This window comes from Flagellimonas sediminis (assembly GCF_010500845.1).
Taxonomy (GTDB): Bacteria; Bacteroidota; Bacteroidia; order Flavobacteriales; family Flavobacteriaceae; genus Flagellimonas; species Flagellimonas sediminis.
On record NZ_JAAAMI010000003.1, the window covers coordinates 149,249 to 176,166 of the forward strand.

Below are 26,918 nucleotides of genomic sequence, written 5' to 3' on the forward strand. Positions count from 1 at the left end.
GAAGTAAGTCATAGCAGTAGTTTTACCCTCAAATTAAGGTAGGTATGAGCGTTATTTATGTGTTGTTGGCCATAAGTGTCACGGTGGCCGTGGCTTTTTTTGCGGCCTTTGTGTTGTCTGTCAAAAGCGGGCAGTATGATGATACGTACACTCCTTCCGTTCGCATGCTTTTTGAAGACGAGATTGTCAAGGAAAAGGACAAATCAAACCTGAATAATCAAAAATCAAACAAGAATAGTACAAACCAATAAATATGGAAATACAACAGTTCCGCTACGATAACAAAATCGTGCAAAAGTTCTTATACGCCACCATTCTCTGGGGCGTAGTGGGTATGTCGGTAGGTCTCTTGTTGGCCTTCATGTTTTTATTCCCCAATGTTACAGATGGAATTCCATGGTTGAGTTTCGGTCGCTTGCGTCCGTTGCACACCAATGCGGTGATCTTTGCATTTGTGGGTAACGCCATTTTTGCAGGGGTCTATTATTCCCTTCAACGGTTGCTAAAGGCCCGTATGTTCAGTGATGTGCTGAGCAACATTAATTTTTGGGGCTGGCAGTTGATCATTGTGTCCGCGGCATTGACTTTGCCCTTGGGTTATACAACTTCCAAGGAATATGCAGAGTTGGAATGGCCTATTGACTTGGCTATCGCCGTAGTCTGGGTGGTTTTTGGCTGGAACATGATTGGAACCATCCTAAAAAGGAGACAAAGGCACTTGTATGTGGCCATTTGGTTCTACCTGGCAACCTTTGTTACCGTAGCGGTACTCCATATTTTCAATAGTTTGGAGTTGCCTGTATCGGCTTTGAAAAGTTATTCTGTTTATGCCGGTGTACAAGATGCCTTGGTACAATGGTGGTATGGTCACAATGCGGTGGCGTTCTTCTTGACCACTCCTTTTTTGGGGTTGATGTACTATTTTGTGCCCAAAGCGGCCAATAGGCCAATTTACTCCTACAGGTTATCCATTGTGCACTTTTGGTCCTTGATCTTTATCTACATCTGGGCAGGTCCTCACCACTTGTTATATTCTGCTTTGCCAGATTGGGCACAGAACCTAGGTGTGGTGTTCTCCGTGATGTTGATAGCGCCTTCTTGGGGTGGTATGATCAATGGACTATTGACGTTGAGAGGGGTATGGGACAAAGTTCGAAGTGATGCTACCCTAAAATTCATGGTGGTTGCCATTACCGGTTATGGTATGGCCACTTTTGAAGGCCCCATGCTTTCTCTTAAAAACGTGAATGCGATAGCACACTTCAGTGACTGGATCATTGCGCACGTGCACGTAGGGGCCTTGGCCTGGAACGGTTTCTTGACCTTTGGTATGATCTATTGGTTGGTACCCCGTATGTTCAAGACCGACCTTCACTCCAAAGGTTTGGCCAACTTCCATTTCTGGATCGGTACCTTGGGTATCATCTTGTATGCATTGCCGATGTACGTCGCCGGGTTTACCCAAGCCTTGATGTGGAAAGATTTTAACCCAGATGGCACCTTGGTTTATGGAAACTTCTTGGAAACCGTATCCCAGATCATCCCTATGTATTGGATGAGGGCCATTGGAGGCAGCCTTTATATTTTGGGAATGTTCGTGCTGTTGTACAACGTGGTGATGACCATCAAGGCTGGATCCAGGGTTGAGGATGAATTGGCAGAAGCTCCAGCTTTGGCCAGGGTATCCAAAAGGCGAGTGACCGGGGAAACCTTCCACAACTGGTTGGAAAGAAAACCGGTTCAATTGACCATTTTGGCCACTATTGCCATCTTGATCGGGGGTATCGTTCAGATTATTCCGACCATCTTGGTGAAATCCAATATCCCTACCATATCCAGTGTAAAACCTTATACGCCATTGGAGTTGGAAGGACGTGACCTCTATATTAGAGAAGGTTGTGTGGGATGTCACTCCCAAATGATCAGACCTTTCCGAAGCGAGGTGGAACGATATGGCGAGTATGCCAAAGCTGGGGAGTTTGTTTACGATCACCCATTCCTTTGGGGTAGTAAGCGTACCGGACCCGATTTGCTTAGGGTCGGTGGTAAGTATTCGGATAACTGGCACTTGAACCACATGTACGATCCGCAAAGCACATCGGCGGGGTCTATCATGCCATCCTATAAATGGTTGGTCAGGGATAGACACGACAGAAGTGGTGTTCGGGCTAAAATGGAAACCATGGTGAAATTGGGTGTTCCCTACACCGAGGAAGATATTGCCAATGCGCCTGAAAACATGGCTACCCAAGCGGAACAAATCGAGAAAAACCTGTACTCCGATCCTGAGTTTGTAAAAACCTACGAAGCGGATAAAAAATATGCTGCGGAGAACGGTCAGGATTTTGTTGAAATGCGTGATCGTGAGATTGTATCCCTTATTGCTTACCTGCAACGATTGGGTACTGATATCAAGATCAAGAATACTGAAGAAACACTATCTCAAAACAAATAACCATGTTGAAATTCGTAAAGAACCATATGGAAACCATTGACGGAGTAGCCAACTACCCGATGATTTCCCTGCTGATCTTCTTTGTATTTTTTGTCCTATTGGGATGGTGGGTATTGACCGCAACCAAGGAACACATCAAAGAGATGGGCGAGCTGCCTTTAGAAGACGACAATCAACAAAACAAACTATAAAACTATGAGCACAAGAACACCCTGGTGGATACGCGTACCCGTACTATTCTTTTTGATCTTCGGATTGATGGAATATTTTATAGACTCTGGAGATAAACCAGCCATCATCGAATACCCCATTACGCAGTTTTTTATGCTCTTGGTCTTGATGATCTTGATTGCCATTGAGCTGATCTTGGGTTCCATTGAGAATATCATGTTCCAAACCCTTTCTGCGGAAGGAAAGGAAAAATACCTTGCCGCCAAGAACAAGAAATTTGAGTGGACATGGGCCAAAAATGTTATGTCAAAATTGACCCGTAGCCGTTCCATTGAAAAGGAAGGCGAAATCATTCTCGACCACAACTACGACGGTATCCGCGAGTTGGACAACGTACTACCGCCATGGTGGGTATACCTGTTCTATGGTACCATGATCTTTGCCGTAATCTATTTAGTACGTTTCCACATTGTGGGCGATTACGACCAAAAATTGGAGTATGAACAAGAAGTGGCCGCGGCCCAGTTGGCCATAGATGAATACAAAAAAACCGCTAAAGATCTTGTGGATGTAAACACTGTGGAATTCCTTTCCGATGCATCGGATCTGAGTGCCGGGGAAAAAATATTCCAGGGCAATTGCGTGGCCTGCCACATGGCAGATGGTGGAGGTGGTATTGGGCCCAACCTGACCGATGAGTATTGGATTTTGGGCGGGGGCATCAAAAATGTCTTCCATACCATTTCCGAAGGAGGTCGTGACGGTAAAGGGATGATTGCTTGGAAACAAAGCCTAAAACCAGCCGAAATAGCCCAGGTGGCCAGTTACGTGTTAACATTGGGAGGAACAACTCCTGCCAATCCAAAAGAGGCGCAAGGCGATCTCTGGGTGGATCCCAATGCGCCACAGCAACCGGAAGGAACGGAATCTGAAACACCACCGGTAGAGCAGGTTTCGGATTCCACAACAGTGGCCATGGACTAGTCCATAGAGGACATTGTCGCAAATTTTCATAAAACGCACATGCAATGGAAGAGAACTTTAGGGATTCCATAGGCACAATCACAGAAGAAGGTAAAAGGGCGTGGATTTTTCCAAAAAAGCCCAGTGGAAGGTATTACGATTACCGAAAGTACGTAAGCTACTTTTTGCTGATTTTTTTGATCGCCGCACCCTTTGTCAAAATTAGGAGCCATCAATTTTTGATGTTCAATGTGTTGGAGCGTCGCTTCAATATCTTTGGATTTCCATTTTGGCCACAGGACTTTCATTTGGTGGTGATCTCCATGATCATCGGGGTCATTTTCATTGCACTGTTCACAGTGGCCTACGGCCGTATATTTTGTGGATGGATGTGCCCCCAGACCATTTTTTTGGAAATGGTCTTCCGTCGCATCGAATTTTGGATCGATGGTGACCGTGGTGCCCAGTTGCGATTGGATAGGTCTCCTTGGAATGCTGAAAAAATAAGAAAAAGGGTGCTGAAATGGATTGTATTTTTCATCATCTCCTTTTTTATTGCAAACGTGTTTTTGGCGTACTTGATCGGTAGCGATAAGTTACTCGCCTATATCACCGATGGTCCTATGGCACACCTGAGTACCATGGTACCCTTGTTGATCTTTACCGGCGTATTCTATTTCATCTTTGCGTGGTTCAGGGAGCAGGTATGTATCATTGCCTGTCCATACGGAAGGTTGCAAGGGGTCCTTCTGGATAACAAATCCATTGTGGTGGCCTATGACCATAAACGTGGTGAAGCGGAAAACGGACGTAAAAAATTCCGAAAAAATGAAGATCGTGAAGCTTTAGGTTTTGGGGATTGCATCGATTGCTTCCAGTGCGTACATGTTTGCCCAACAGGTATTGATATTAGGAATGGAACACAATTGGAATGTGTGAACTGTACCGCTTGTATTGATGAGTGCGACCATATCATGGACAGCATCAACAAACCTAGGGGACTTATCCGCTACGCTAGCGAGGACGAGATCACCAAAAAGGATAAGTTCAAGTTCACGGCCCGTATGAAAGGGTATACCGCTGTGCTTGTAGTATTGATCGGAATTTTGATTGGAATGCTTTTCCTTCGGAATGAGGTGGAAGCCAACGTGTTGCGATTGCCTGGTCAATTGTATGAAAGAAAGGATAACAACATCATCAGCAACGTGTACACCTATAAATTGGTGAACAAGACCACCAAGGATATCCCGGATGTATCGTTCAAATTGATGTCGCACAACGGTAATATCATCATGGTGTCACAGGACAAGTTTACCATACCTGCAGAGCAATTGGCAGAAGGTACCTTGTTTATTGAGATCAATGCATCGGCCCTTACAGGAGACAAGGATAAGCTGAAGATCGGGGTGTACAGTGGCGATAAATTAATAGAAACAACGGTGACCCAGTTTTTGGCACCAAGGAGTTACAACTAAATAGTATTGAAATGAAAATAAATTGGGGAACAGGGATAGTGTTGGCATTTATCGGTTTTATCGGTTTCATCCTATATTTTGTAGTAAGGATGAGCACTGATGACAGGGCCAACCACGATTTGGTCACCGAGGAATATTACAAAGCGGAACTATCCTATCAAAAACAGATAGACGACTCGGAATCGGCCACCGAAATGAACGCCAACCTCAAGGTTGAAAAAACAGAAGAAGGTTTGGTGATTTCCTTTCCGGAGCGTTTTGACCCCCAAAAGATAACAGGAACAGTGTCCCTATATAGACCGTCTAACAAGCACTTGGATTCCAACTTTCCTATAAGTTTGTCCAATACACATTTGCTCATACCTGACAATCGCTTGGTAGACGGTCGCTGGGACATTACAGTACAGTGGCAATACGAAGGTAAGCCCTTTTTACATAAACAGAAACTCGTCTATTAACAATGTTAACGTCTGCATTGGTCTTGGGGTTATTGGGAAGCCTGCACTGCTTGGGCATGTGTGGCCCCATTGCTTTTATGCTGCCCTTGGACCATGAAAACGTGGCAAAGAAAACGGTCCAACTGTCCATTTACCATTTCGGAAGATTGATGGCCTATGGCATTATCGGCATGTTGTTCGGGTTCCTTGGCAAGGGCTTGTCCCTGTTCGGGATGCAACAAAAACTGTCTATTGGCATAGGGGTGCTTATGATTTTGTTGGTGCTCATTCCAGGTAAATATCTGAACGGGCATAAAATATTCACCCCTGTCTATTCCATCTTGGCTAAAGTAAAGTCCAAACTTGGGGGAGAGCTCAAAAAAAAGACCCCGGATGCCTTTTTGACCATTGGGTTCCTCAACGGTTTTTTACCTTGTGGACTGGTGTATATGGCCCTATTGGGAGCCATTGCATTGGGAGGTCCACTGCAAAGCGGACTTTACATGATGCTGTTCGGATTGGGAACCGTTCCCTTGATGTCCCTCGTGGTCTATTCCAAAGGCATGTTGGGCAATTCCATCAAAATGAAGTTTCAAAAATTGATTCCCGTATTTGTGGTGCTCATCGGTATTTTGTTTATTGTAAGGGGACTTGGTCTTGGGATTCCTTATGTATCCCCAAAACCCATGTCCTCCGGAACGGTAACGGCCGCCATTGAATGCCATCAACCCTAAAATATATATACCCAAAGTGAAAATAACAACGGCCCAGGAAGCAGTAAGTGTAGTAAAATCTGGAGACAGAGTATTTTTTCAAGGAGCGGCGATGACCCCTAACGTACTCATTGATGCGCTTTGCGACAGACATACCGAAATCAAGGACATTGAAATCGTGTCCATCCACACCGAGGGCGAAGCCAGATATACCCAAGCGCCCTGTAACGAAAGTTTTTGTTTGAACAGTTTGTTCGTTGGGGGCAACGTACGGGGTTTTGTGAACGGTTTTAAAGGCGATTATGTGCCTATCTTTTTAAGCGAGATCCATCTGTTGTTCCGAAGGGACATCATTCCTTTGGATGTAGCCTTCATTCAGGTTTCACCTCCAGATAAACATGGCTATTGCTCTTTGGGGGTTTCTGTGGATGTTACCCTGCCTGCCCTGGAAAAGGCCAAAAAGGTTGTGGCCCAAATCAATCCCCGAGTGCCAAGAACACATGGCGATGGCATCATCCACATCAATAAAATTGATTTTGCCGTTGAAGTGGACCATCCGATCCATGAACACGAGCCCACCGAAATTTCCGAAGTGGAAAAACATATCGGGTACCATGTGGCCTCTTTGATCGAAGATGGGGCTACCTTACAAATGGGAATCGGTAACATTCCGAATGCGGTACTTGCCAACTTGGAGAACCACAAAAGATTGGGCATCCATACCGAGATGTTCTCGGACGGCATCCTTCCACTTATTGAACAAGGGGTGATTACAGGGGAAGAGAAGAAAGTAAAACAGGGTAAGATTGTAAGCTGTTTTGCCGTAGGATCCCGAAAACTCTATGATTTTATTGATGACAATCCCCTCTGTGACTTTAAGGAGGCGGCGTATACCAACGATACGGCAGTAATCAGGAAGAACCCAAAGGTAACGGCCATCAACAGTGCCATAGAGATTGACCTTACCGGTCAGGTCTGTGCCGATACGATCGGGTTCAAACAATTTTCGGGTGTTGGGGGACAAATGGACTTTATCCGAGGGGCATCCTTGTCCAAGGGAGGCAAACCCATTATTGCCATGCCATCTGTTACCAATAAGGGAGTTTCTAAGATCACCCCATTTCTGCAACAAGGGGCGGGTGTGACCACTACAAGGGCCCACGTGCATTATGTGGCCACCGAACATGGCGTGGTAGATCTGTACGGAAAGAATTTGCAGCAAAGGGCCAAGGCCCTAATTTCCATAGCACATCCCGATCATAGGGAAGCTTTGGAGAAAGCGGCCTTTGAAAGATTCCACGGATAAGGACTCAACCATAAGCATAAAAAAAGGGGACAATTCTTTGGAATTGTCCCCTTTCTTGAATCACATGAAACCAATCAAAAATGCAATCCACTAGATTTTAAAGGTGATTACCGGTACTTCGGAATGGTTGGCGATGTCCTCACCAATACTGCCCATAAAGAAGTGCGACAATCCTCTTCGGCCATGGGTCGGGATTCCGATCAAATCGGCAGAAACCTTGTCGCTATAATTGAGAACACCTTTTTCAACAGTGTAATCATTGTAAATTTCTACGGCTACTCCCATACCTGCTGCGTCCAAAAATTTAGAAATCTTGGTATAGGCGTCCCCCGTACTCAAAAATTCGTCCCCAGGTGTATTGATGTACACCAAATGGAATTTGGATTTGAGCAGGTCTGCCATTTCCATGGCCTTTTTAAGGGCCGGTAGGTTTTCTTCCTCAAAATCACTGGCAAATACAAAGGTTTTGGGTTTAAAGCTCTCAACATCTCCCTTGATTACCAATACGGGTACATCGGAAGTTCTCACCACTCTTTCCGTGTTCGATCCAATGAAGATTTCTTGTAGGCCATCGGTACCATGGGATCCCATCACAATAAGATCGGCCTTGTGCTTTTCGGCAATTTCGTTCACCTCACTGAACACTTTGTAATGTTTGATCACGGGCGTAATCTTGACATCCTTCAAATAGGGTTTGTTCAAAAAATCGGTGAATCGCTTTTCTCCTATTTTGATAAGATGTACCACTTGTTCCTGGGAAATATAGCCCGATTCGCCCATAATTGCGGGCGAGAGCTCCAACATGTGGAGCACCAAGAGTTCGGCACTATGCTCTTTGGCTAGGGAAGCGGCCACTTTTAGTGCCTTTTCGGACTGATTTGAAAAATCAACGGGTACAATTATACTTTTCATTTTTTTGCTTTTTAGGTTAAACGGTCATGGAAAATATTCGGGTATCTGGTTTTTTTCTATGCAATTTTAAATCGAATGCCATACTGATATTCCTCACAAAGGGCCTTCCTTTTTCTGTAACGGTGATGGATTTCTCCTTGATTTCAACAAGTCCGTCGGATTTTAGTTCGGATAGGTTCTCCCTTATTTTTTGAAAATCCGCCACTTGCTCTTCCTCCTCGGTCCATGTTGTTTTAAATTGGCACATGATGTTGAGGATATGCCTTCGCAGTAACTCATCTTCAGAACTCAAGATATGTCCCTTAAAAATAGGAATAACTCCGTGTGTTACCAAATCCTCATATTCTTCCACGCTCTTTACATTTTGGGCAAACCCGTACCAGCTATCACTGATGCTCGATACACCCAAACCGATCATCAGTTGGGTCTTGGATGGTGTGTAGCCCATAAAGTTTCGGTGCAGGGAGCCATTTATCAAGGCCAAGTACAGGTCATCGGTAGGCAAGGCGAAATGGTCCATGCCCACATCCTTATATCCAAATTCGGTTAGCATTCTTTTGCCCATTTCATATTGGGCCTTTTTTTCCACTGCGGAAGGGAGGTCTGCTTCATCATACCCTCTTTGCCCGTTGCCTTTTAACCATGGCACGTGGGCATAGCTATAAAACGCAATGCGGTCTGGTTTTAGTGCATTCGTTTTCATGATCGTTTGCTCAACATCATCACAATTTTGAAAAGGCAATCCGTAGATGATGTCATGGCCTACTGAGGTATACCCGATATTTCTTGCCCACTCCGTTACTTTCTTCACGTTTTCGAACGGCTGGATCCGGTTGATGGCCCGTTGTACGGTCAAGTTGTAATCCTGAACGCCAAAGCACACCCTTCTGAACCCAACTTCGTACAAGGCTTGTAAATGTTCCTTGGTGGTATTGTTGGGGTGTCCTTCAAAACTAAATTCGATATCATGGGCTTTTTTGCCCAATTGTAAGATTCCCTCGATCAACATTTTTAAATGCTCCGGGGAGAAAAAAGTGGGGGTTCCACCACCCAAATGCAATTCCTTGATCACGGGTTTGGACTCCATAAGAGCCACATATAATTCCCATTCTTTTAGAACTGCCTTTATGTACGGAACCTCTACTTCATGCCTTTTGGTGATGCGTTTATGACATCCGCAAAAGGTACACATGCTCTCACAAAACGGAAGGTGTACATAAATGCTGATACCTTCACCAGGGTGTTCCTCAAAGGCCCTCAACACGCTGGACCGCCATTTTTTTCCAGAAAAGTTATCATCTTCCCAATAAGGTACCGTGGGGTAACTGGTATACCTTGGACCGGGCACATTGTATTTTTGAACTAATTCACACATTACTGCATACCTTAACATTATAGTCCAAAATTACCTTGGTATGGATTCTGAAAATATGACAAATGTCAGTATTGCCACAAATAGAGCCATTTATGGTATGTTAGGCTGACAACCATCATATTTTAAGGTGCTGTGGTACAGTAACTTTATGAAATTGCTAGAGGATCTAAACGCCAATTTCATGGGAGAACATATTGCCGAAAGTCGATTCGATGAGAAGGAACGCAAAGCGTTTGTGGCCCATTTGATTGACGATATCAATGCCTTGGAACGCATGATTCGTGATGGACTTATTGAAAACGACAAGGTCCGGATCGGTGCTGAACAGGAAATGTGCCTTATCAATCAGGATTATAGGCCGGCACCTAAATCTTTGGAAGTCATTGCGGCATTGGATGATGCCCATTTTACCACCGAATTGGCCAGTTACAACCTTGAAGCCAACCTTGATCCCTTGACACTTGAGCAGGATTGTTTCCGTTCCATGCAAAACCAGTTGGAAGGTTTGTTGGAGAAGGCCAATGATAGAGCTGGCTTATCCGGAGCGAAAATTTTGTTGACCGGAATTTTACCTACTATCAGCAAAGATGAACTGGGTATGGATTTTATGACCCCTATACCGAGGTATTATCGGATCAATGAAATATTGAAAACATGGCGGGGAGATGATTTTATGGTACGGATAAAAGGTGCGGATGAATTGTCCCTGCGTCATGATTCCGTTCTTTTTGAGGCTTGCAACACCAGTTTTCAATTGCATTTGCAGATTGCGCCTGAAAATTTTAGTAAGAGCTATAATTGGGCACAGGCCATTTCAGGTCCGGTATTGGGCGTTTGCTGTAATTCGCCATTGCTTTTGGGCAAAGAACTCTGGAGGGAAACCCGAATCGCCCTTTTTCAACAAAGTCTCGATACCCGAAAATGGACCAAGGCCGTAAAGGAACAAGTGGCACGGGTAGGTTTTGGGGAACGGTGGCAGCAGAACTCCGCGGCCGAAATTTTCAAACAGGATATTTCTACCCATCGCATTTTGCTGACCAAACCCATTACTCAAAATTCCTTGGAGCTATTGAACGACGGTAAAGTGCCCAAGTTGGAGGCCCTCAATCTTTTCAACAGTACCATTTACAGATGGAACCGACCTTGTTATGGTGTTGGAAACGGAAAACCACACCTCAGGATTGAGAGTAGATACATTCCTTCTGGCCCCACAGTATTGGACGAGATGGCCAATTTTGCATTTTGGGTAGGGTTAATGGCAGGCAGGCCGACACAGTTTGACGACATGCCATCAGTGATGGATTTTAGGGAAGCCAAACTCAATTTCCTTCGGGCAGCGATGAATGGAAGACAGGCCATGTTCTCATGGATGGGCAAGATTGTTTCGGCCAAAAAATTGGTACGGGAAGAACTTTTGCCCATTGCCTATGCAGGATTGCGAAAATTCAAAATAGATGAAGCGGATATCACCCGACTATTGGGTGTAATTGAAGGAAGGCTCAAAAATGGAACTGGGGCCGAATGGCAGATCAAGAACTTTAGGGGTCTCAGGGGTCAAATGAAGCTGGATAGTGCTATTGTACAATTGACCAAGTCCATGCACCAAAACCAGGAATCCCGATTGCCGGTTCATGAATGGAAACCAATTGAAGGAATGGCAGAGACCGCTGAATCCTTCCACTGGGTGGGACAGATCATGAGCACCAAACTAATCAAACTCTATGAAGATGATTACGCGAATTTGGCGGTAGCCATCATGAAATGGAACAACATACACCATCTTCCAGTTGAAAATGGCAAAGGTGAATTGGTAGGGTTACTTACTTGGAGCCATATGGAAAAATTGGAAAGACTGGACAAGGAGGAAGCCAAGGTGTCGGACATCATGATCAAAGAAGTGATCACGGTTCAGCCTAAAACGGAAATTATAACAGCCAAGAATTTGATGAAAGACCATCAGATCGGATGCCTTCCTGTTTGTGTGGACAACCATATTGTGGGCATTATTAGCAAAATAGATCTTTAGGCATGTGCAAAGTGCATAGCATAGCATTGAATGAAACCATAAAGATGGAAAGGGTCCTTGACCATTTGCAGGGAACATCGAGGGGGCCTACTGTGGTCTTTTTTGGGGGCATCCACGGAAATGAGCCTGCAGGCGTGTTCGCCCTTCGACAGGTTTTTCAGGAAATTAGATCACAAAATATACCCATTCAGGGTGAAGTGTATGCCATCACCGGAAATCTTGGGGCCTTGTCCAAAAACTTAAGGTATCAACAAGAAGATTTGAACCGGATTTGGTTACCTGAACGGATAACCTCCGTGATGGGCAAAGAAGAAGTCCAGCACCTGGAAGAAATTGAACTGAAACATTTGTATCAATTGCTCCAAGGAATATTGGAGAACAGTAAGCCACCATTCTATTTTTTGGACCTTCATACAACTTCCAGTGATACCATCCCATTTATGGTCATGAACGATAGCTTGTTGAACAGAAAATATGCATCCCATTATCCATTACCCATCATTTTGGGGATAGAGGAATACCTAGAGGGTGCCCTTTTGAGTTATATCAACGAACTGGGTTACGTTTCCTTAGGGTTTGAAAGTGGTCAGCACAACGATGGTAAGGCCATCCAAAACTGCATTGCCTTTATTCGGTACTCCATGGCGCTCACGGAAACTATTTTGGTTTCTTCCGAAGAGAAGGAAAACTTAAGAAAGGCCATTTCTGGGACGGGGAAGGAGAGCCATAAACTCTATGAAATCTACCATCAGCATCTTATTGCCCCACATAGCCAATTTAAAATGCTGCCAGGTTTTGTCAACTTTCAATCTGTTCCCAAATGGAAAAGTATAGCAATAGAAAATGGCATTGAAATGAAAATCCATAAAAGGAGGCAGATTTTTATGCCCCTTTACCAAGAGCAGGGGAATGAAGGTTTTTATTTTATCCGGCCCATTCCCAAATTTTTATTGTGGATGTCCAAAGAACTCCGAAGATTCAAAGTAGATCATTTATTGGTGAAATTGCCCGGGGTACAATGGAAATCCAAGGAGAAGGACACTTTGATGGTAGATCAAAGGGTGGCACGTTTTTTCGCCAGATCCTTCCTGCATTTGTTAGGGTATAGGGCCCGTAAGTTTGATGCGACCCATTTAGTGGCCAAGAACAGGGAGCGGGCCTCAAAGACTGAAGATTATCAAAAAGCCGATTGGTTCAACACATAAAAAAAAAGGCCTAAATCATTTTTTAGGCCTTTTCCTCTTCATCTGTCGGAACCCTTATTGCTTCATGATGAAGTTGATCGGTATGCTGTATTTTACACTTACTGCCTTACCGCGTTGTTGTCCGGGCTTAACCTTTGGTAAGGAAGATATGATGCGGGCTGCCTCATCTTCCAACAACCTATCGGGGCCTCTTTTTTCAATGCCACTGACCCTACCTTGGGAATCGATCACAAATTGAACATAAACCCTGCCGGTGATGTGCATCTCAAGTGCGGTAGGAGGGTAGGTGAAGTTTTCCTTAATGTGTTCTTGGACCTTTTGGTTAAAACATTCTTTGCGTTCTTCTTGGGTCTGATAGATTTCGCATCCAGGAAAAACTGGAACGTACTCAATGATTGCAAAGGGTACCACTATTTCTTCTTCCACTTCTTCCACATTTACATCGTCCACTTTAACTATGGCGTCTTCAATGTAGGTGTCTTGACTACTTTCGGTACTCTCAATAACGGTTTCTTCCACTTCTTCCACATCTTCCACGATCTCGATCACATCGGGGGCGGAGGGTGGTGGGGGCGGAGGGGTGGTTCTGATCATTTCTGTAATGGGAACATCCTCTTTAAGCTCATCCATTACCTGAACAATTTCTGAGGCAGTGGATTCCTTTTCATAGACTTTTACTTCCAAGGATTGCCATGTAACAAACAATACCGAAGTAAGGCCTAACATGAAATAAAGACTACTATTGCGTCCTATTTCGGCATTTGGGTTCTTTTTTGGTTTCATGACTTTTACTATTTAACTAGGTTAAAGGTAGTTAGCCTCGAAATCAAAAAACATGATAATAATCAGGTTCTTAAAATGACAAAAATTAATTTAAACGCATCAATTTTTATGATTTTCCCAAATTAAGGCCGCTGCCCCACATATAGCGGCCGTTTTTCCTTCCATGCCAGAAAGGATCAATTTTACCTTGCCCTTATACACTTCCAAAACTGATTTTTCAAAATAGTCCTTCAACGGGTCCATGATCCATTTGCCGCTATTGGTGAGTCCGCCCATAAGTACAAAAGCTTCCGGTTGGGTAAAGGCCGTAAAGTTGGCCAATGCCAGTGCCATGATGCGTGCCGTATAGTCAAAAGCCATGAGGGCAATTTCATCCCCTTCCTCCGCAGCTTTGGTAATGTCCTCACCATGAAGGTCGTTATAGGCAATATCCCGAAACCTACTTTCGGTAAGGTATTTGCTTTGCATATACATAATGGTACGCTTGAGTCCCGTGGCCGATACATAGGCTTCCAAGCCTCCCTTCACCCCAAGTCCGGTAAGTCGGCCATCTCCCAAGGTCATATCTACATGGCCCAATTCACCTGCAAAGCCATCGAAACCATCAATCAACCGACCGTTGGCCACAATGCCCGCTCCAAATCCGGTCCCCAAAGTGATCACGATAAAGTCCGTCATGTCCTTGGCGCACCCAAAGAGCATTTCGCCCAAGGCCGCGGCACTGGCATCGTTCATGATCCGGATGGGCATGTCCATGCGTTCTTGGAGCTTTTTTACTAAAGGAACACTTCCCTTCCAAACAAGGTTGCTCGCATTTTCAATGGTGCCATTTTTACTGGATGCGTTTGGTGCCCCGGTCCCACATCCAAGGATATTGACCGGTTGCCCGAAATTTTTGATGAGATCATCGGAAGTTTCCTTGATCTTGTCCAAATATTTCTCGAGGTCAGGGTAGTCCCTGGTCCTGAAAATGGTCTTTTCGTGGCATTTCCCATTTTGGTCTACCAATCCCATTTTGGTTTGGGTGCCGCCTATGTCGATTCCTATTACTAAATCCATAATTGGGGGTACATAATTTTGAAGTTTTTAAATATAACCATTATGCTGTCAAAAAAATAACCCGTAGTGCTTTTAAAAGGGCAGAAAATTTCCTAATATCAAGCAAAAGTTCAAAACCTGACACCTGTCATATTTTAGGTCATGGACCGACTCTACTTTTGAATCAGGAGTTAAGGAATAATTAAATAAAATAGGTATGAGCAGTTTTAAAAAAATATTGGTACCCTTTGATTTTTCAGAGGCTTCCTTGAACGCCTTGGAGTACGTGGCCAACTTTATCGGTACCGAACGTTCCATAGAAATTTTAGCACTTTATGTGAGCAGTATGCCCATCGATAAAAACGATGGGGAAAAACTTAAAACCGATTTTGCCAAAGTATTGGAATCCATCAGCGTAAGGTTGAAGGTTGCCCCTACTTTTGCAACGGAGACGGGTAATGTGATCACCACCATTCTTTCGGCCCAAAAGAAAAGTGATGCCGATCTTATCATGATGGGTACCATGGGGGATAAGATTACCGATGAGGCCATTACCAATACCTCAAAATTGGTCCTACAGGCCAATTGTCCGGTCATTTCCGTTCCCTATGGATGCGCCATCAACGAACCCAAGGATATTGCTTTGGTACTGGGCGGGGATAAAATTGATGACAGGGATGTACTAAGGGTTCTATTGGACATTGCCCGCACCTTTGATTCTAGGGTACACGTGTTGACCATCTACAAAGAATCGGTTTATGCCGAAGAAGCCATAAAGGAGCAAACGGAAAACTTGTTGGAGTACTATTTGGAACATTTTTATGCCGAACACACTTTCAACAAAAACCAAGATGTGGAAGAGGGTATCCTCACCTATATCCAAGAGAAGAATATTGACCTTTTGGCCATTTTACCAAGAAACCATACCATGATGAGCACTCCATCCGAAGGACGCTTGACAAAGCTGTTGACCCTTCATTCCGAGGTGCCTGTTCTAACCTTGGATTAATGGCCGGAATCAGATAAACTGGCCATTACGGGACATTGATGTGTTGATGAAATGTTCCATGAAATGGTATAAGGTAAAAGTTCATAACATTTTTAAAGATGAGGGGCACTGCCCCTTCTCTTACTTAATACAACCTAAATAATGGCTCCAAGGGATTGGGGCCTATTAACCACAAAAAACAAAAACATGGACACAACCAAAGACCTAGGCAAGTATGGATTGCATCATGTGACGGCTCATTGGAACCTTGATGCGGAAACGTTGCAAAAATTGACCTTGGAACAAGGTATGGGCGTGGAGACGGATAATGGTACCCTATGTGTTAATACAGGTAAATTTACGGGTCGCTCCCCAAAAGACCGTTTTCTGGTGAAAGATGACTACACAGCAGACAAAGTCTGGTGGGGCAGGATCAATAAACCCGTTTCCCCAGAAAATTTTGATAAACTGTATGATGAGGTCACCAAATATTTGGCGGGCAAGGAAGTTTATGTAAGGGATGCCTATGTGTGTGCCGATCCCAAATACCGAATGAACGTGAGGACCATTACCGAATATCCCTGGTCCAACTATTTCATCAAGAATATGTTTTTACGGTTGGAGGAAAACGAGTTGGATGGTTTTGAAGAAGAATGGTTGGTGCTCTGTGCCCCTGGGTATGAGGCTCCCACTCCCTCTGAATTTGGCATTTTGAGCAGTAATTTTTCCATCTTGAACTTTACCAAGAAAATTGCCTTGGTGGCAGGATCTGCCTATACCGGTGAAATGAAGAAAGGAATTTTCTCGGCCCTGAACCTTATTCTCCCAATGGAAAAAGAGGTGCTACCCATGCACTGCTCCGCGAATGTTGGGGAAAATGGCGATACCGCTATTTTCTTCGGACTTTCTGGAACTGGAAAAACAACCCTTTCTGCAGACCCCAACCGAAAATTGATCGGTGATGACGAACATGGCTGGACCAAGGAAAATACCATTTTCAATTTTGAAGGTGGCTGTTACGCCAAAGTGATTGATCTTAGCGAAGAAAAGGAACCCGATATTTTTAGGGCTATTCGTCCAGGGGCCCTTTTGGAAAACGTTGTCTTTAAAAAAGGAACCAAGGAAGTGGATTACTTCGATAGTACCATCACCCAAAATACAAGGGTGAGTTATCCTATCGATCATATTGATAATATTCAAGTGCCCTCCTATGCATCCAACCCAACCAATATCTTTTTCTTGACCTGTGATGCTTTTGGTGTTCTGCCCCCAGTTTCAAAACTGACTCCTGGTCAGGCAGCTTACCACTTTATCTCCGGATATACGGCAAAGGTTGCTGGAACTGAAGCGGGGATCAACGAACCGGTACCTTCCTTTTCGGCATGTTTTGGGGAACCGTTCATGCCTTTACATCCAACCGTATATGCTGAAATGCTCAGCAGCAAAATGACTGAGGCTGGTGTAAACGTTTGGTTGTTGAACACTGGATGGAGCGGAGGACCCTATGGTGTAGGATCCAGGATCAAATTGAAATATACACGGGGCATGATATCTGCCATTTTGGAGGGTAAGTTGGATGATGTGGATTATGAAACACATCCCATTTTTGGACTACGTATGCCCAAGTATTGTCCAGGGGTACCCACGGAGATCTTGGACCCAATGAACACTTGGCTACAAAAAGGGGCATACGTGAGCAAGGCAATCCAATTGGCACATGCCTTTCATATCAACTTTGACAAGTTTGCCAACCAGGCCTCCGAAGAAATCCTTAATGGTGGACCTTTGATAGATTCACACCATGCATTGACTGAACACTTATAAACAAGATTGTAGTGAGCATAACAAATCGTTTTAATATTGAACAATTGGGGGAATCGCAATTCGATTCCCCCATAAAATTGAGCACCACAAAAGGGGATAATCTTTTTGATTTTGTAAGTGAATCGGATCGGTTGGTCTTCGATCTGTCCCTGGCCCATTACAATCATTGTCTTAGTACCGGCGAGGCACCCATCTGCTTGCAACAGGCCGGGCCACGACAGCATATCTATTTTAACTCTAAAGAAGTCACCGCGGCCATAGTTACCTGCGGGGGACTGTGCCCAGGCATCAACAATGTGATTCGGGGTGTGGTCATGGCCCTCCATTATTTTTATGGGGTGAAGAGGATCATTGGCATTCCATACGGGTATGAAGGTTTGAATCCCGAAAAAGGACATGGGTTTGTGGAACTAAACCCAGAAAAGGTAAGGGACATCCATCAGTTTGGTGGAACTTTTTTAGGCTCTTCAAGGGGAGGACAAGATGTTGGGGTCATGGTGGATACCCTCCAGAAAAACCATGTGGATATGTTGTTCGCCATTGGAGGGGATGGTACCCTCAAAGGGGTAAATGCCATTGGTGAGGAAATTTCCCGTAGAAATGCCAAGATCAGTGTGGTGGGCATACCAAAGACCATAGATAATGACATCGATCTCATTGATGAATCTTTCGGTTTTGAAACCGCCTTTGATGTGGCCAGTCCTATTTTACGGGATGCCCATAATGAGGCCACTGGGGCCTATAACGGTATTTCGATCATCAAATTGATGGGGCGTGATAGTGGTTTCATTGCGGCATCAGCTTCTTTGGCCATGCCCGTGGTAAATTTTGTACTTGTGCCCGAGATGAACTTTTCCCTTGAAGGGGACAACGGATTTCTAAAAGCTTTGGAACAACGTTTGGAACAGAAAAAGCACGCCGTCATAGTGGTAGCGGAAGGTGCCGGTCAAGAATTGTTCAAGAACCGGAAGGAAATCAAAGATGCTTCAGGAAACATTAAACATGAAGATATTGGGGTGTTCCTAAAGGAAAAAATTGGTGACTATTTTAAGGAACGCAATACACCAGTAACCATCAAATACATCGACCCCAGTTATATTATCAGGTGTGCACCTGCCAACTCCAGCGATAGTGTATACTGTAGTGTATTGGCCTATCATGCCGTTCATGGTGCCATGGCCGGTAAGACCAAGTTTGTTGCCAGTAAGGTGAACAATAAATACGTTTATGTACCCATTTCAGAAGTCACCAAAAAAAGAAAGAAGATCGATCTTGAGGGGGAGTTTTGGTTTTCGGTACTGCAAAGTACGGGGCAACCTTTTTTCCTAGGGTAATGGATCGAAACTTGAACTGATAATTGTCATTTAATACCAATTATTGTAGTATTAGTTTTAGGATATATTAAAACAATTATCATGGAAGTACATGTTCAATATCAGAAAATGATGACCAGTGAATCATTGACCCAATTGTTGATGAAAAAACTGGAAGGTTTGGAAACAAAATACAGTTGGTTGATCAAGGCCAACGTACTTTTTAAAACAGAGAACGATAAATCCGGAGAGGGCAAAGTATGCGAGATAGAGCTTAGCGCACCGGGTCCAAGAATCTTTGCCAAATCCAGTTCTGATGATTTTGAAAAGTCCATGGCCAATACCATTGAAGACTTGCGAAAGCAGCTTGAAAAGCGACAGGCTACTTTTGCAACCCACTGATGTAAAAAAGATTATTGCTGTGCATGACATACTAAATCCAATGTAATGAAATTCAAAACGTTCATAATAGGCCTTTTACTCCTTACGGGATGCTCCTCTACCAGGCTCGTTGGCACATGGAAGAACCCTGATATTGTCCTTTTTGATGCTTACCAAGTTTTGGTGGTGGGGATGTTTCGAGATGACCATGCAAGGATGGAATTCGAGACCAAGTTTGTGGACGAATTGAAAAAGCAGGGCGTGGATGCCATGCGCAGCATTGATCTATTCGATGTGGAATTTACCTCTTCCCAAAGATCGGAAAAGGAAATAGAGGATGTTGAAGAGCAATTATTGGAAAAAGGGTTTGACGCCATTCTGTTCACAAAGGTGGTGGGTACAGAAAATAGAAGCACTTTTAAGGAACACCTTAACAATATTGACAAAATGCTCGTGCGGTTCAGCAATGATTACTTAGAGCACCAAGACATTTATTACGATCCCGAATATTACGATAGTTTCAACATTTATCATGCAGAAACTTCCTTATACTGTATCTGCGTTGGCAAGGAAAGGGATTTGATCTGGCGTGGTGAAGTAGATGTCACCGAACCTCAAAATGTTGAAAAAGCGATCGATTCCTACATCAAGTTGATTACCAAGTCCATGGGCGAGCAAGAAGTTATTTTCTAGGAAAAGCCCAAGGCATCCATCACCCCCAAAAAGTCTAAAAGAATACACACGGGGATTGCGATCAAAATGATGATCAAGATAAAGACCATCACCCTTAAAAAGGATACCATAAGCTTATCCCCAAAAGAAACTTCATTTGCCATAATAGTGTTATTTCTATCAATGTACGCAAATATTTGCAGTTTCTGCAAGGCCAAATTGCCAATAATCGATTAAAGGATGGATTTTTGGCATGTGTTGTAAACCAATCAATTGGATTTGGATTTCTTTCCACTGAGCAATTTGCCCAACTCCTCTAGGCTGATGCCCTTGGTTTCCGGCATCATGAACATCACCCACAATAACTGCAGTACCATCATTACGGCAAAAAAGATAAAAATAGGCCATGGATTGTCCTTGAAAATCCCAATTTCAGCATCCAGAAAGGTTGGGGTGAGCAAAGTGATCAAGGCAGCAAATACCCAGTGGGTCCCTGTACCCCATGCCTGTCCATAAGAGCGTACCTTGTTGGGGAAGATCTCCGAGATGAATACCCAGATCACAGCTCCTTGTCCAACAGCATGGGAGGCAATGAAGATCAGGATAAAGATCAACAGCAAAACCGAACTGGCCCCGGAATAGAAACACCATCCGACCATCGACAAACTCAGAATATATCCGATGGATCCGATATACATCAATTGTTTTCTCCCCAATTTGTCAATCAAAGCAATGCCCACAAAAGTGAAAATCAGGTTGATGACCCCAATGGATATGGAACTGAACAGCGATTCGCCGGAGGCAAGGCCGGCCCGTTCTAAAATTTCGGGAGCGTAGTACAGCACAAAGTTGATCCCGGACAATTGGTTGAAAAAAGCGATCAAAAAGGCCAATATCAAGGGCTTGTTGTACTTGCCCGAAAATAGCTTTTCCTTATGTTTTTCAGTGGTATCGTAGAGCGCCACTTTGATTTCGGAAAGATAAACGGTGGCTCTTTCCTTTTCAATGCCCAATAAGGTTATCGATTCCATTACAATGGCATCGGCACGTTCCTTCATCAGCAACCATCGTGGACTGTTGGGGATTTTCAATACCATTAAGGTATAGATCAGGGCAGGAATGCCTTCCACGCCAAGCATCCATCGCCAGGCTACGTTCTCCTCAAACAGGATCCCGATAAGATAATTGGAAATAAAGGCGACCAAAATCCCGAATACAATATTGAACTGGTACATGGCCGTTAACCTTCCCCTTGTTTCGGCTGTGGATATCTCCGAAATATATACGGGCGCCGCTACGGACGAGGCACCAACCCCCACACCGCCAATAAACCTGAAAAGGGAAAAACTATAGGCTTCTGGCGCCAAAGCAGAACCAACGGCCGAAATAAAATAAAGGACCCCGATCCAGAACAAGGTGTTTTTTCTTCCCAGACGATCTGTGGGGACACCTCCAAAGAGCGATCCCAAAACGGTGCCCCATAGGGCCATGGACATGATAAAAATACCGTGGAAAGTGAAAATGGAATCCCCCAAAAACCAGTTGGTGTTCCAAAGTTCCTTTATAGGTTGGTTGGCCCCGGAGATGACTACGGTATCAAAACCGAACAAAAATCCCGCAAGGGCAGCGGTCAATGAAATTCTGAAAATACGTTTGTCCATGTTGGTTGAAATTTGTTAAAGCTAACCAAATTTTATAAAAATCCAGAGATATGGTCCAGAATGCGATCGGCGGCCCCCACATTGGAGTTGATATAGTTGGAATTGATTTTGCCTTGTTCCTTTACTTTTGCTGGATTTCCAGTAAATAACTGCATCAAATTGTTAAATCCGGCTTGGTCGGATATGGGAGAAATACCACCTTTGGCCACCAAGTCTTCAGCTTCCTTGAAACCATGGTACTGGGGACCAATGATGATGGGAATTCCGAATACGGCAGGTTCCATGGTATTGTGCAATCCTGTGGCAAATCCTCCTCCCACATAGGCCACATCTGCATAGCTGTACACCTTGGTCAAGATACCGATGGTATCCAATACCAGCACATCGTATTCCTCTAACCGGGTATTATCCATTCCTGAATAGCAGACCACCTTTTTTTGAAGGGCATTGGTGATTTTTTCCACATGGACAGGTTTGATCTCATGCGGTGCAATGACAAATTTTATGGGCTCTTGCACCGAATTGATGTAGTTGATCAATATTTCCTCGTCCTCGGGCCACGTGCTTCCTGCAACCAAACAAAATTGCCCTTTCTTGAATCGTTCCATGAACTCCAATCCGTTGTCCCTTTTCAAGATTTCGGAAACGCGGTCCAGTCGGGTATCACCGCCTACTGTAACATTTTCAAAACCGATGGATTTCAATAGGTTTTTGGAGTTTCCGTCTTGGACAAAAAAATGGGAAAAAGTTTTTAGGCTCCTTCGCATAAAGCTGCCATACCCTTTGAAATAAACCTGCCTTTTGGAAAATATGGCCGAGACAAGAAAGGTAGGTGTGCCCCTCTTTTTTAATTGATCAAGATAGTTGGGCCAGATTTCATATTTTACAAAAACGACGATCTCCGGTCTGATTAAATTCAAAAACCGATTGGCGTTGTAAGAAGTGTCGATGGGGAGGTAGGTCACCACATCAGCTACTGGGGTATCCTTTTTTACCTCATATCCCGAAGGGGAAAAAAAGGTAAGCACTATTTGATGGTTGGGATGTTTGGAACGCAGTCTTTCCAGAATAGGGAGACCTTGCTCAAATTCACCCAGGGAGGCCACGTGCATCCAAATGGTCTTGGCATTAGGGGAAAGTTTTGTCTGAAGATGCGGAAATGTCTTCTTTCTGCCAGAGACAAATAATTTTATCTTGGGTTTGAACAAGGCGATTGCTTTTAATCCAATCCAAGCAATGTTGACCAAAATGTTGTACAAAAAACGCAAGGGCATCAATTTTTGCTAAAATACATTCTTTCCACAAGAGGCCGTTATGGTATCTTAATTTCTTAATTTTGCCGCATAATCAATTCCGATGAAGAAAATACAGATGGTTGACCTAAATGGTCAGTATGAGGGCATAAAAAAAGAGGTCAACGATTCCATTGCCGAGATTTTGGAAACTTCGGCGTTCATCAATGGTCCCTATGTGCATGCGTTCCAAAAGGAACTGCAAGAATATTTGGACGTGAAACATGTGATTCCGTGTGCAAACGGCACTGATGCTTTGCAAATCTGTATGATGGGATTGGGCCTGCGGCCAGGGGATGAAGTTATCACGGCCGATTTTACCTTTGCCGCCACTGTTGAGGTAATTGCCCTGCTGAACCTGACCCCGGTTTTGGTGGATGTGGAACCGGATACCTTCAACATCGATGTCGCGGCCATTGAAAAAGCCATCACCCCAAAGACCAAGGCCATTGTTCCCGTGCATTTGTTCGGGCAATGTGCCAATATGGATGCCATTATGGATCTCGCCAAAAAGCACAATCTATATGTGATCGAAGATAACGCACAGGCCATCGGGGCAACCTATACTTCCAAGAATGGAGAAAAGCAAAAAGCGGGAACCATTGGGCATGTGGCTTCCACCTCGTTCTTCCCCTCCAAAAATCTGGGCTGTTATGGTGATGGTGGCGCCATTTTTACCAATGATGATGATTTGGCCCACACCATTCGGGGTATTGTTAACCATGGAATGTACGAGCGCTACTATCATGATGTGGTTGGGGTGAACTCAAGATTGGACTCCATTCAGGCAGCCGTTCTGAAGGCTAAGCTTCCCAAACTCGATGGATACAATATGAAACGTTGGCAATCCGCGGCAAAATACACGAAAGCCTTTCAAGGACAAGAACATATTGTGGTGCCCAAGATTTCCTGTGCCTGTGGAATACAGCCAAGTACCTGCGATTGCCATGTGTTTCATCAGTATACCTTAAAAATAATAAATGGAAAAAGGGATGCCCTTGTAAAACATTTGAATGAAAATGGCGTTCCGTGTGGGGTGTACTATCCAGTTCCCCTTCACAAGCAAAAGGCATATGTGGATGGTAGGTACAATGAGGCAGATTTTCCAGTGACCAACCAATTGGTCAAAGAAGTGATTTCGTTACCCATGCATACGGAGTTGGATGAGGAGCAGATTGCCTTTATCACCAAATTGGTCATAGACTTTGTAAACCAATAAAATGAAAATACTTGTTACGGGCGGCCTTGGGTTCATAGGCTCACATACTGTTGTAGAACTACAGAACGAAGGTTTTGATGTTATCGTAGTGGACAACCTTTCCAACGCATCCATCGATGTTTTGGACGGTATAGAAGCCATTACCGGGAAAAGACCCATTTTTGAAAAGTTTGATCTTCGTGATAAATTGAAGGTACAGGAGTTTTTCGGAAAATACGACATTGATGGAGTCATCCATTTTGCTGCATCCAAAGCTGTTGGCGAAAGCGTGGAAAAACCGCTTTTGTATTATGAGAACAACTTGGGGGTTTTGGTCTATATTCTTCAGGAATTGGAGAAAAAAGGTGGAGGAAATTTTATTTTCAGTTCTTCATGCACCGTTTATGGGCAGGCTGATGAGATGCCCATTACTGAGGATGCACCCGTTAAACCAGCGGAATCACCTTATGGCAATACCAAACAGATAGGTGAAGAAATCATCCGGGATACCTGTAAGGTGAACCCTGAACTGAAGGCAATAGCACTCCGATATTTTAACCCGTTCGGCTCCCACCCATCCAATCAAATTGGTGAATTGCCACTGGGAGTACCTCAAAATTTGATTCCGTTCATTACCCAAACCGGTATCGGCCTAAGGGAACAATTATCGGTTTTTGGAGATGATTATCCAACGGAAGATGGTACCTGCATCCGTGATTACATTTATGTGGTAGACCTTGCAAAGGCACATGTGAAAGCGTTACAGCGTTTGTTGAAAGGAGAAAATGCGTCCAACTATGAAGTGTTCAACTTGGGCACGGGCAAAGGAAGTTCGGTCCTGGAGGTGATCCAAAGCTTTGAAAAAGTATCTGGCCAAAAACTCAAATATAGGATTGTGGACAGAAGACCAGGGGATGTCATCCAGGCGTATGCCGATACCACTAAAGCCAACAAAGTTTTGGGCTGGAAAGCTAAGGCCACTTTGGATGAAGCCATGAAAACTGCTTGGGACTGGGAGAGGAAAGTAAGAAATTCGGATAAGGATAAATCCTAATAGCGGCTTTTGGACGTAAATAAGATATGCTGTCCAATTATAATACAAGTATGGAGCTGCTCGAGGTAGTTCAACGGGAACAATTGTACAAAAAGCTATTGCTCCAGCTCCAAAAGGATTTTGACCTCGCCAATGTGCCCATCCAAATAACAATGGATGCGACCCCTGCCGAATTGAAAAGCCTCCTTCATGAAAAAATCTATTTTCTAATAGTGGAAAAGTTTTCCGAATACCTCAACCTATTATATGTTGTGGACATTTCGGAAAACGAAGTAAAGAAAATAGCTCCATCCGATGCGGTGGATGTTGCCGCTGAGGCAGCTTTTTTAGTATTGAAGCGCGAATGGCAAAAAGTTTGGTACAAGGCCAAATATAGTAGCTGACCTTGTCACACTTTCACATAGATACCTTTCTTGTCCATAAAATACCCCACTACCCAACAGGTAAGCATGATCCAAAGGGCGAATAAAAGGGAACCCACATAACCCCCCGACCAGGAAATGAACACGTTGTCGGCGATCCATTTGTAAAGGGATTCGCCATTGGTGTTGATGGAGTGAAGTGATATCACAAAGACTTCCGATAGTAGATAGATGAACAAAGTGTTTTTGCCGAATACTTCAAAAAAGTAGCTCCACCCTTTCGTCTTTTTCATATCAAGAAAATAGATCAAAGTGGCAATGGCAACCAGGTCGATTCCGCAAGTGAGCAGTACAAAGGAACTGGTCCATAATTTTTTGTTGATAGGTAACAATAGGTCCCATGCCAAACCCGCAAAGACAAGTGCGAAACCTACCATCATCAATTTGGAGATGGTCTCAAAATTCTGGCCGTTCTTTTGAATGAACTTCCCGGCTAGGAAACCGATGATAACGTTCACAATGGCCGGTAAGGTGCTCAAGAACCCTTCGGGATCAAAAGCGATTCCCTCGCCATGGTACATATGTTTTGGGCCGACGAGCCATTCGTCCAATTTCAAAACAGCGTTCCCGGTCAGGGTCAAATCCCCAAAACCGATCAGGATAAGGTGGTAAGCCACCAGAAATATGAGACTCAACCAAATAGCTGTCTTCGACTTCACAAAATGAAGGATGATCGAGGCAAACATATAACACAGGGCAATACGCTGTAACACTCCAAAAATTCGGGTCTCTTCAAAAGGCTTGAAATGTCCATCATCAAAGAACGGGAACCAATACATCAAAAATCCCAATAAGAAAATGATGGCAGTCCGTTTGAAGATCTTTTTAAAAACGGCGCCATTGCCCATGCTCTCATATTTTTTCATACTAAAGCTCATGGAATTCCCTACAACGAATAAAAAAGTCGGGAATACCAAGTCGGTGAGCGTAAAGCCATTCCAGCTGGCATGGTTCAAGGGAGCAAAGGTGGTATCGCCATTTCCGGGGGAATTGACTACAATCATCAGGGCAACATCCAACCCGCGAAAAACATCAAGGGAGAGATAGCGATTTTTAAGTTCGGACATGTTAGGTTGGTTTTTCAGGTGAAACCAAGTTATGTTTTTTTTAGTTTATTGGGCCGTTTTGCGTTAAAAATTTCATTATTTCAGCTTTCCCGTTAGTTCTGTAACAGAGATGTAATTTTTGGACAATATTTGGTTAAAAGCCATTTGTATGAATGGTAAAACCCGTATTTTTGACAAAATTTTCCAT

At 44.0% G+C, this 26,918-nt stretch carries 26 protein-coding genes; 18 read left to right on the forward strand and 8 right to left on the reverse strand.

What is annotated here, in order from left to right:
• The first annotated feature begins 44 nt into the window (after nucleotides 1-44).
• The 8 genes from ccoS to GTK07_RS07620 are packed head-to-tail and all read left to right on the forward strand — an operon-like array spanning nucleotide 45 to nucleotide 7,520.
• Nucleotides 45-251, forward strand: coding sequence for a cbb3-type cytochrome oxidase assembly protein CcoS (gene ccoS / locus GTK07_RS07585; protein WP_163634683.1), 207 nt, complete (start codon nucleotides 45-47; stop codon nucleotides 249-251).
• Between the two features lie 2 nt (nucleotides 252-253).
• Entirely contained in the window at nucleotides 254-2,455 is a 2,202-nt protein-coding gene (ccoN, locus tag GTK07_RS07590) for a cytochrome-c oxidase, cbb3-type subunit I (RefSeq protein WP_163634684.1), read from the forward strand.
• A gap of 2 nt (nucleotides 2,456-2,457) precedes the next feature.
• Nucleotides 2,458-2,646, forward strand: a complete 189-nt coding sequence (locus tag GTK07_RS07595; RefSeq protein ID WP_163634685.1) for a CcoQ/FixQ family Cbb3-type cytochrome c oxidase assembly chaperone — start codon at nucleotides 2,458-2,460, stop codon at nucleotides 2,644-2,646.
• A 4-nt stretch (nucleotides 2,647-2,650) separates the two neighbouring features.
• Nucleotides 2,651-3,610 (forward strand): cbb3-type cytochrome c oxidase N-terminal domain-containing protein, encoded by a 960-nt coding sequence (locus tag GTK07_RS07600; protein WP_163634686.1) that lies wholly within the window; start codon nucleotides 2,651-2,653, stop codon nucleotides 3,608-3,610.
• A gap of 44 nt (nucleotides 3,611-3,654) precedes the next feature.
• On the forward strand, nucleotides 3,655-5,064 hold the full coding sequence (ccoG, locus tag GTK07_RS07605) for a cytochrome c oxidase accessory protein CcoG (RefSeq protein ID WP_163634687.1): 1,410 nt from the start codon (nucleotides 3,655-3,657) through the stop codon (nucleotides 5,062-5,064).
• Nucleotides 5,065-5,075: 11 nt separating this feature from the next.
• Complete coding sequence (locus GTK07_RS07610; protein WP_163634688.1) at nucleotides 5,076-5,522, forward strand: FixH family protein; 447 nt, start codon at nucleotides 5,076-5,078, stop codon at nucleotides 5,520-5,522.
• 2 nt (nucleotides 5,523-5,524) lie between these two features.
• Nucleotides 5,525-6,235 carry a sulfite exporter TauE/SafE family protein gene (locus GTK07_RS07615; protein WP_163634689.1) on the forward strand — a complete coding sequence of 237 codons (711 nt, stop codon included), beginning with the start codon at nucleotides 5,525-5,527 and terminating at the stop codon, nucleotides 6,233-6,235.
• Nucleotides 6,236-6,251: 16 nt separating this feature from the next.
• Entirely contained in the window at nucleotides 6,252-7,520 is a 1,269-nt protein-coding gene (locus tag GTK07_RS07620) for an acetyl-CoA hydrolase/transferase family protein (protein WP_163634690.1), read from the forward strand.
• 90 nt (nucleotides 7,521-7,610) lie between these two features.
• Here GTK07_RS07620 and GTK07_RS07625 read toward each other — a convergent pair whose 3' ends face one another.
• The gene (locus tag GTK07_RS07625; protein ID WP_163634691.1) at nucleotides 7,611-8,432 is read right to left on the reverse strand and encodes a universal stress protein; all 822 of its coding nucleotides are present in this window, start codon (nucleotides 8,430-8,432) and stop codon (nucleotides 7,611-7,613) included.
• 16 nt (nucleotides 8,433-8,448) lie between these two features.
• Complete coding sequence (gene hemN, locus GTK07_RS07630) at nucleotides 8,449-9,807, reverse strand: oxygen-independent coproporphyrinogen III oxidase (protein WP_163634692.1); 1,359 nt, start codon at nucleotides 9,805-9,807, stop codon at nucleotides 8,449-8,451.
• Between the two features lie 181 nt (nucleotides 9,808-9,988).
• Here hemN and GTK07_RS07635 point away from each other — a divergent pair, with 181 nt between their 5' ends.
• Together GTK07_RS07635 and GTK07_RS07640 are read left to right on the forward strand one after the other, a co-directional pair.
• The gene (locus GTK07_RS07635; RefSeq protein ID WP_163634693.1) at nucleotides 9,989-11,833 is read left to right on the forward strand and encodes a glutamate-cysteine ligase family protein; all 1,845 of its coding nucleotides are present in this window, start codon (nucleotides 9,989-9,991) and stop codon (nucleotides 11,831-11,833) included.
• Nucleotides 11,834-11,835: 2 nt separating this feature from the next.
• Nucleotides 11,836-13,038, forward strand: coding sequence for a succinylglutamate desuccinylase/aspartoacylase family protein (locus GTK07_RS07640; protein WP_163634694.1), 1,203 nt, complete (start codon nucleotides 11,836-11,838; stop codon nucleotides 13,036-13,038).
• 54 nt (nucleotides 13,039-13,092) lie between these two features.
• Here the strand turns inward: GTK07_RS07640 and GTK07_RS07645 are convergent, their stop codons facing one another.
• Complete coding sequence (locus tag GTK07_RS07645) at nucleotides 13,093-13,821, reverse strand: energy transducer TonB (RefSeq protein ID WP_163634695.1); 729 nt, start codon at nucleotides 13,819-13,821, stop codon at nucleotides 13,093-13,095.
• Nucleotides 13,822-13,920: 99 nt separating this feature from the next.
• On the reverse strand, nucleotides 13,921-14,880 hold the full coding sequence (locus GTK07_RS07650; protein WP_163634696.1) for an ROK family protein: 960 nt from the start codon (nucleotides 14,878-14,880) through the stop codon (nucleotides 13,921-13,923).
• 196 nt (nucleotides 14,881-15,076) lie between these two features.
• Between GTK07_RS07650 and GTK07_RS07655 the strand changes: the two genes are divergently transcribed.
• The 5 genes from GTK07_RS07655 to GTK07_RS07675 all read left to right on the forward strand — a co-directional run bounded on the left by GTK07_RS07655 (nucleotide 15,077) and on the right by GTK07_RS07675 (nucleotide 20,058).
• Complete coding sequence (locus tag GTK07_RS07655) at nucleotides 15,077-15,868, forward strand: universal stress protein (RefSeq protein WP_163634697.1); 792 nt, start codon at nucleotides 15,077-15,079, stop codon at nucleotides 15,866-15,868.
• 186 nt (nucleotides 15,869-16,054) lie between these two features.
• Entirely contained in the window at nucleotides 16,055-17,671 is a 1,617-nt protein-coding gene (pckA, locus tag GTK07_RS07660; protein ID WP_163634698.1) for a phosphoenolpyruvate carboxykinase (ATP), read from the forward strand.
• A gap of 11 nt (nucleotides 17,672-17,682) precedes the next feature.
• A complete protein-coding gene (locus tag GTK07_RS07665; protein ID WP_163634699.1) occupies nucleotides 17,683-19,005 on the forward strand; it encodes an ATP-dependent 6-phosphofructokinase in 1,323 nt (440 codons plus the stop codon).
• 81 nt (nucleotides 19,006-19,086) lie between these two features.
• Complete coding sequence (locus tag GTK07_RS07670; protein ID WP_163634700.1) at nucleotides 19,087-19,386, forward strand: HPF/RaiA family ribosome-associated protein; 300 nt, start codon at nucleotides 19,087-19,089, stop codon at nucleotides 19,384-19,386.
• Between the two features lie 45 nt (nucleotides 19,387-19,431).
• Nucleotides 19,432-20,058 (forward strand): hypothetical protein, encoded by a 627-nt coding sequence (locus tag GTK07_RS07675; protein ID WP_163634701.1) that lies wholly within the window; start codon nucleotides 19,432-19,434, stop codon nucleotides 20,056-20,058.
• Here the strand turns inward: GTK07_RS07675 and GTK07_RS07680 are convergent.
• The 3 genes from GTK07_RS07680 to GTK07_RS07690 form a co-directional block, all read right to left on the reverse strand.
• Nucleotides 20,055-20,201: a hypothetical protein gene (locus GTK07_RS07680; protein ID WP_163634702.1), complete on the reverse strand. Its 147-nt coding sequence runs from the start codon at nucleotides 20,199-20,201 to the stop codon at nucleotides 20,055-20,057. The two genes, GTK07_RS07675 and GTK07_RS07680, sit on opposite strands and share 4 nt — an antisense overlap.
• 105 nt (nucleotides 20,202-20,306) lie before the next feature.
• Complete coding sequence (locus GTK07_RS07685) at nucleotides 20,307-21,698, reverse strand: sugar porter family MFS transporter (RefSeq protein WP_163634703.1); 1,392 nt, start codon at nucleotides 21,696-21,698, stop codon at nucleotides 20,307-20,309.
• A gap of 32 nt (nucleotides 21,699-21,730) precedes the next feature.
• Nucleotides 21,731-22,972 carry a 3-deoxy-D-manno-octulosonic acid transferase gene (locus GTK07_RS07690; protein WP_163634704.1) on the reverse strand — a complete coding sequence of 414 codons (1,242 nt, stop codon included), beginning with the start codon at nucleotides 22,970-22,972 and terminating at the stop codon, nucleotides 21,731-21,733.
• Between the two features lie 82 nt (nucleotides 22,973-23,054).
• Between GTK07_RS07690 and GTK07_RS07695 the strand changes: the two genes are divergently transcribed.
• The 3 genes from GTK07_RS07695 to GTK07_RS07705 are packed head-to-tail and all read left to right on the forward strand — an operon-like array spanning nucleotide 23,055 to nucleotide 25,625.
• Nucleotides 23,055-24,209, forward strand: a complete 1,155-nt coding sequence (locus GTK07_RS07695) for a DegT/DnrJ/EryC1/StrS family aminotransferase (protein WP_163634705.1) — start codon at nucleotides 23,055-23,057, stop codon at nucleotides 24,207-24,209.
• A 1-nt stretch (nucleotide 24,210) separates the two neighbouring features.
• Nucleotides 24,211-25,242 (forward strand): UDP-glucose 4-epimerase GalE, encoded by a 1,032-nt coding sequence (gene galE / locus GTK07_RS07700; RefSeq protein ID WP_163634706.1) that lies wholly within the window; start codon nucleotides 24,211-24,213, stop codon nucleotides 25,240-25,242.
• A 50-nt stretch (nucleotides 25,243-25,292) separates the two neighbouring features.
• The gene (locus GTK07_RS07705) at nucleotides 25,293-25,625 is read left to right on the forward strand and encodes a hypothetical protein (protein ID WP_235932697.1); all 333 of its coding nucleotides are present in this window, start codon (nucleotides 25,293-25,295) and stop codon (nucleotides 25,623-25,625) included.
• A 5-nt stretch (nucleotides 25,626-25,630) separates the two neighbouring features.
• Here the strand turns inward: GTK07_RS07705 and GTK07_RS07710 are convergent, their stop codons facing one another.
• Nucleotides 25,631-26,731: an acyltransferase family protein gene (locus GTK07_RS07710; protein WP_163634708.1), complete on the reverse strand. Its 1,101-nt coding sequence runs from the start codon at nucleotides 26,729-26,731 to the stop codon at nucleotides 25,631-25,633.
• Between the last annotated feature and the right edge of the window lie 187 nt (nucleotides 26,732-26,918).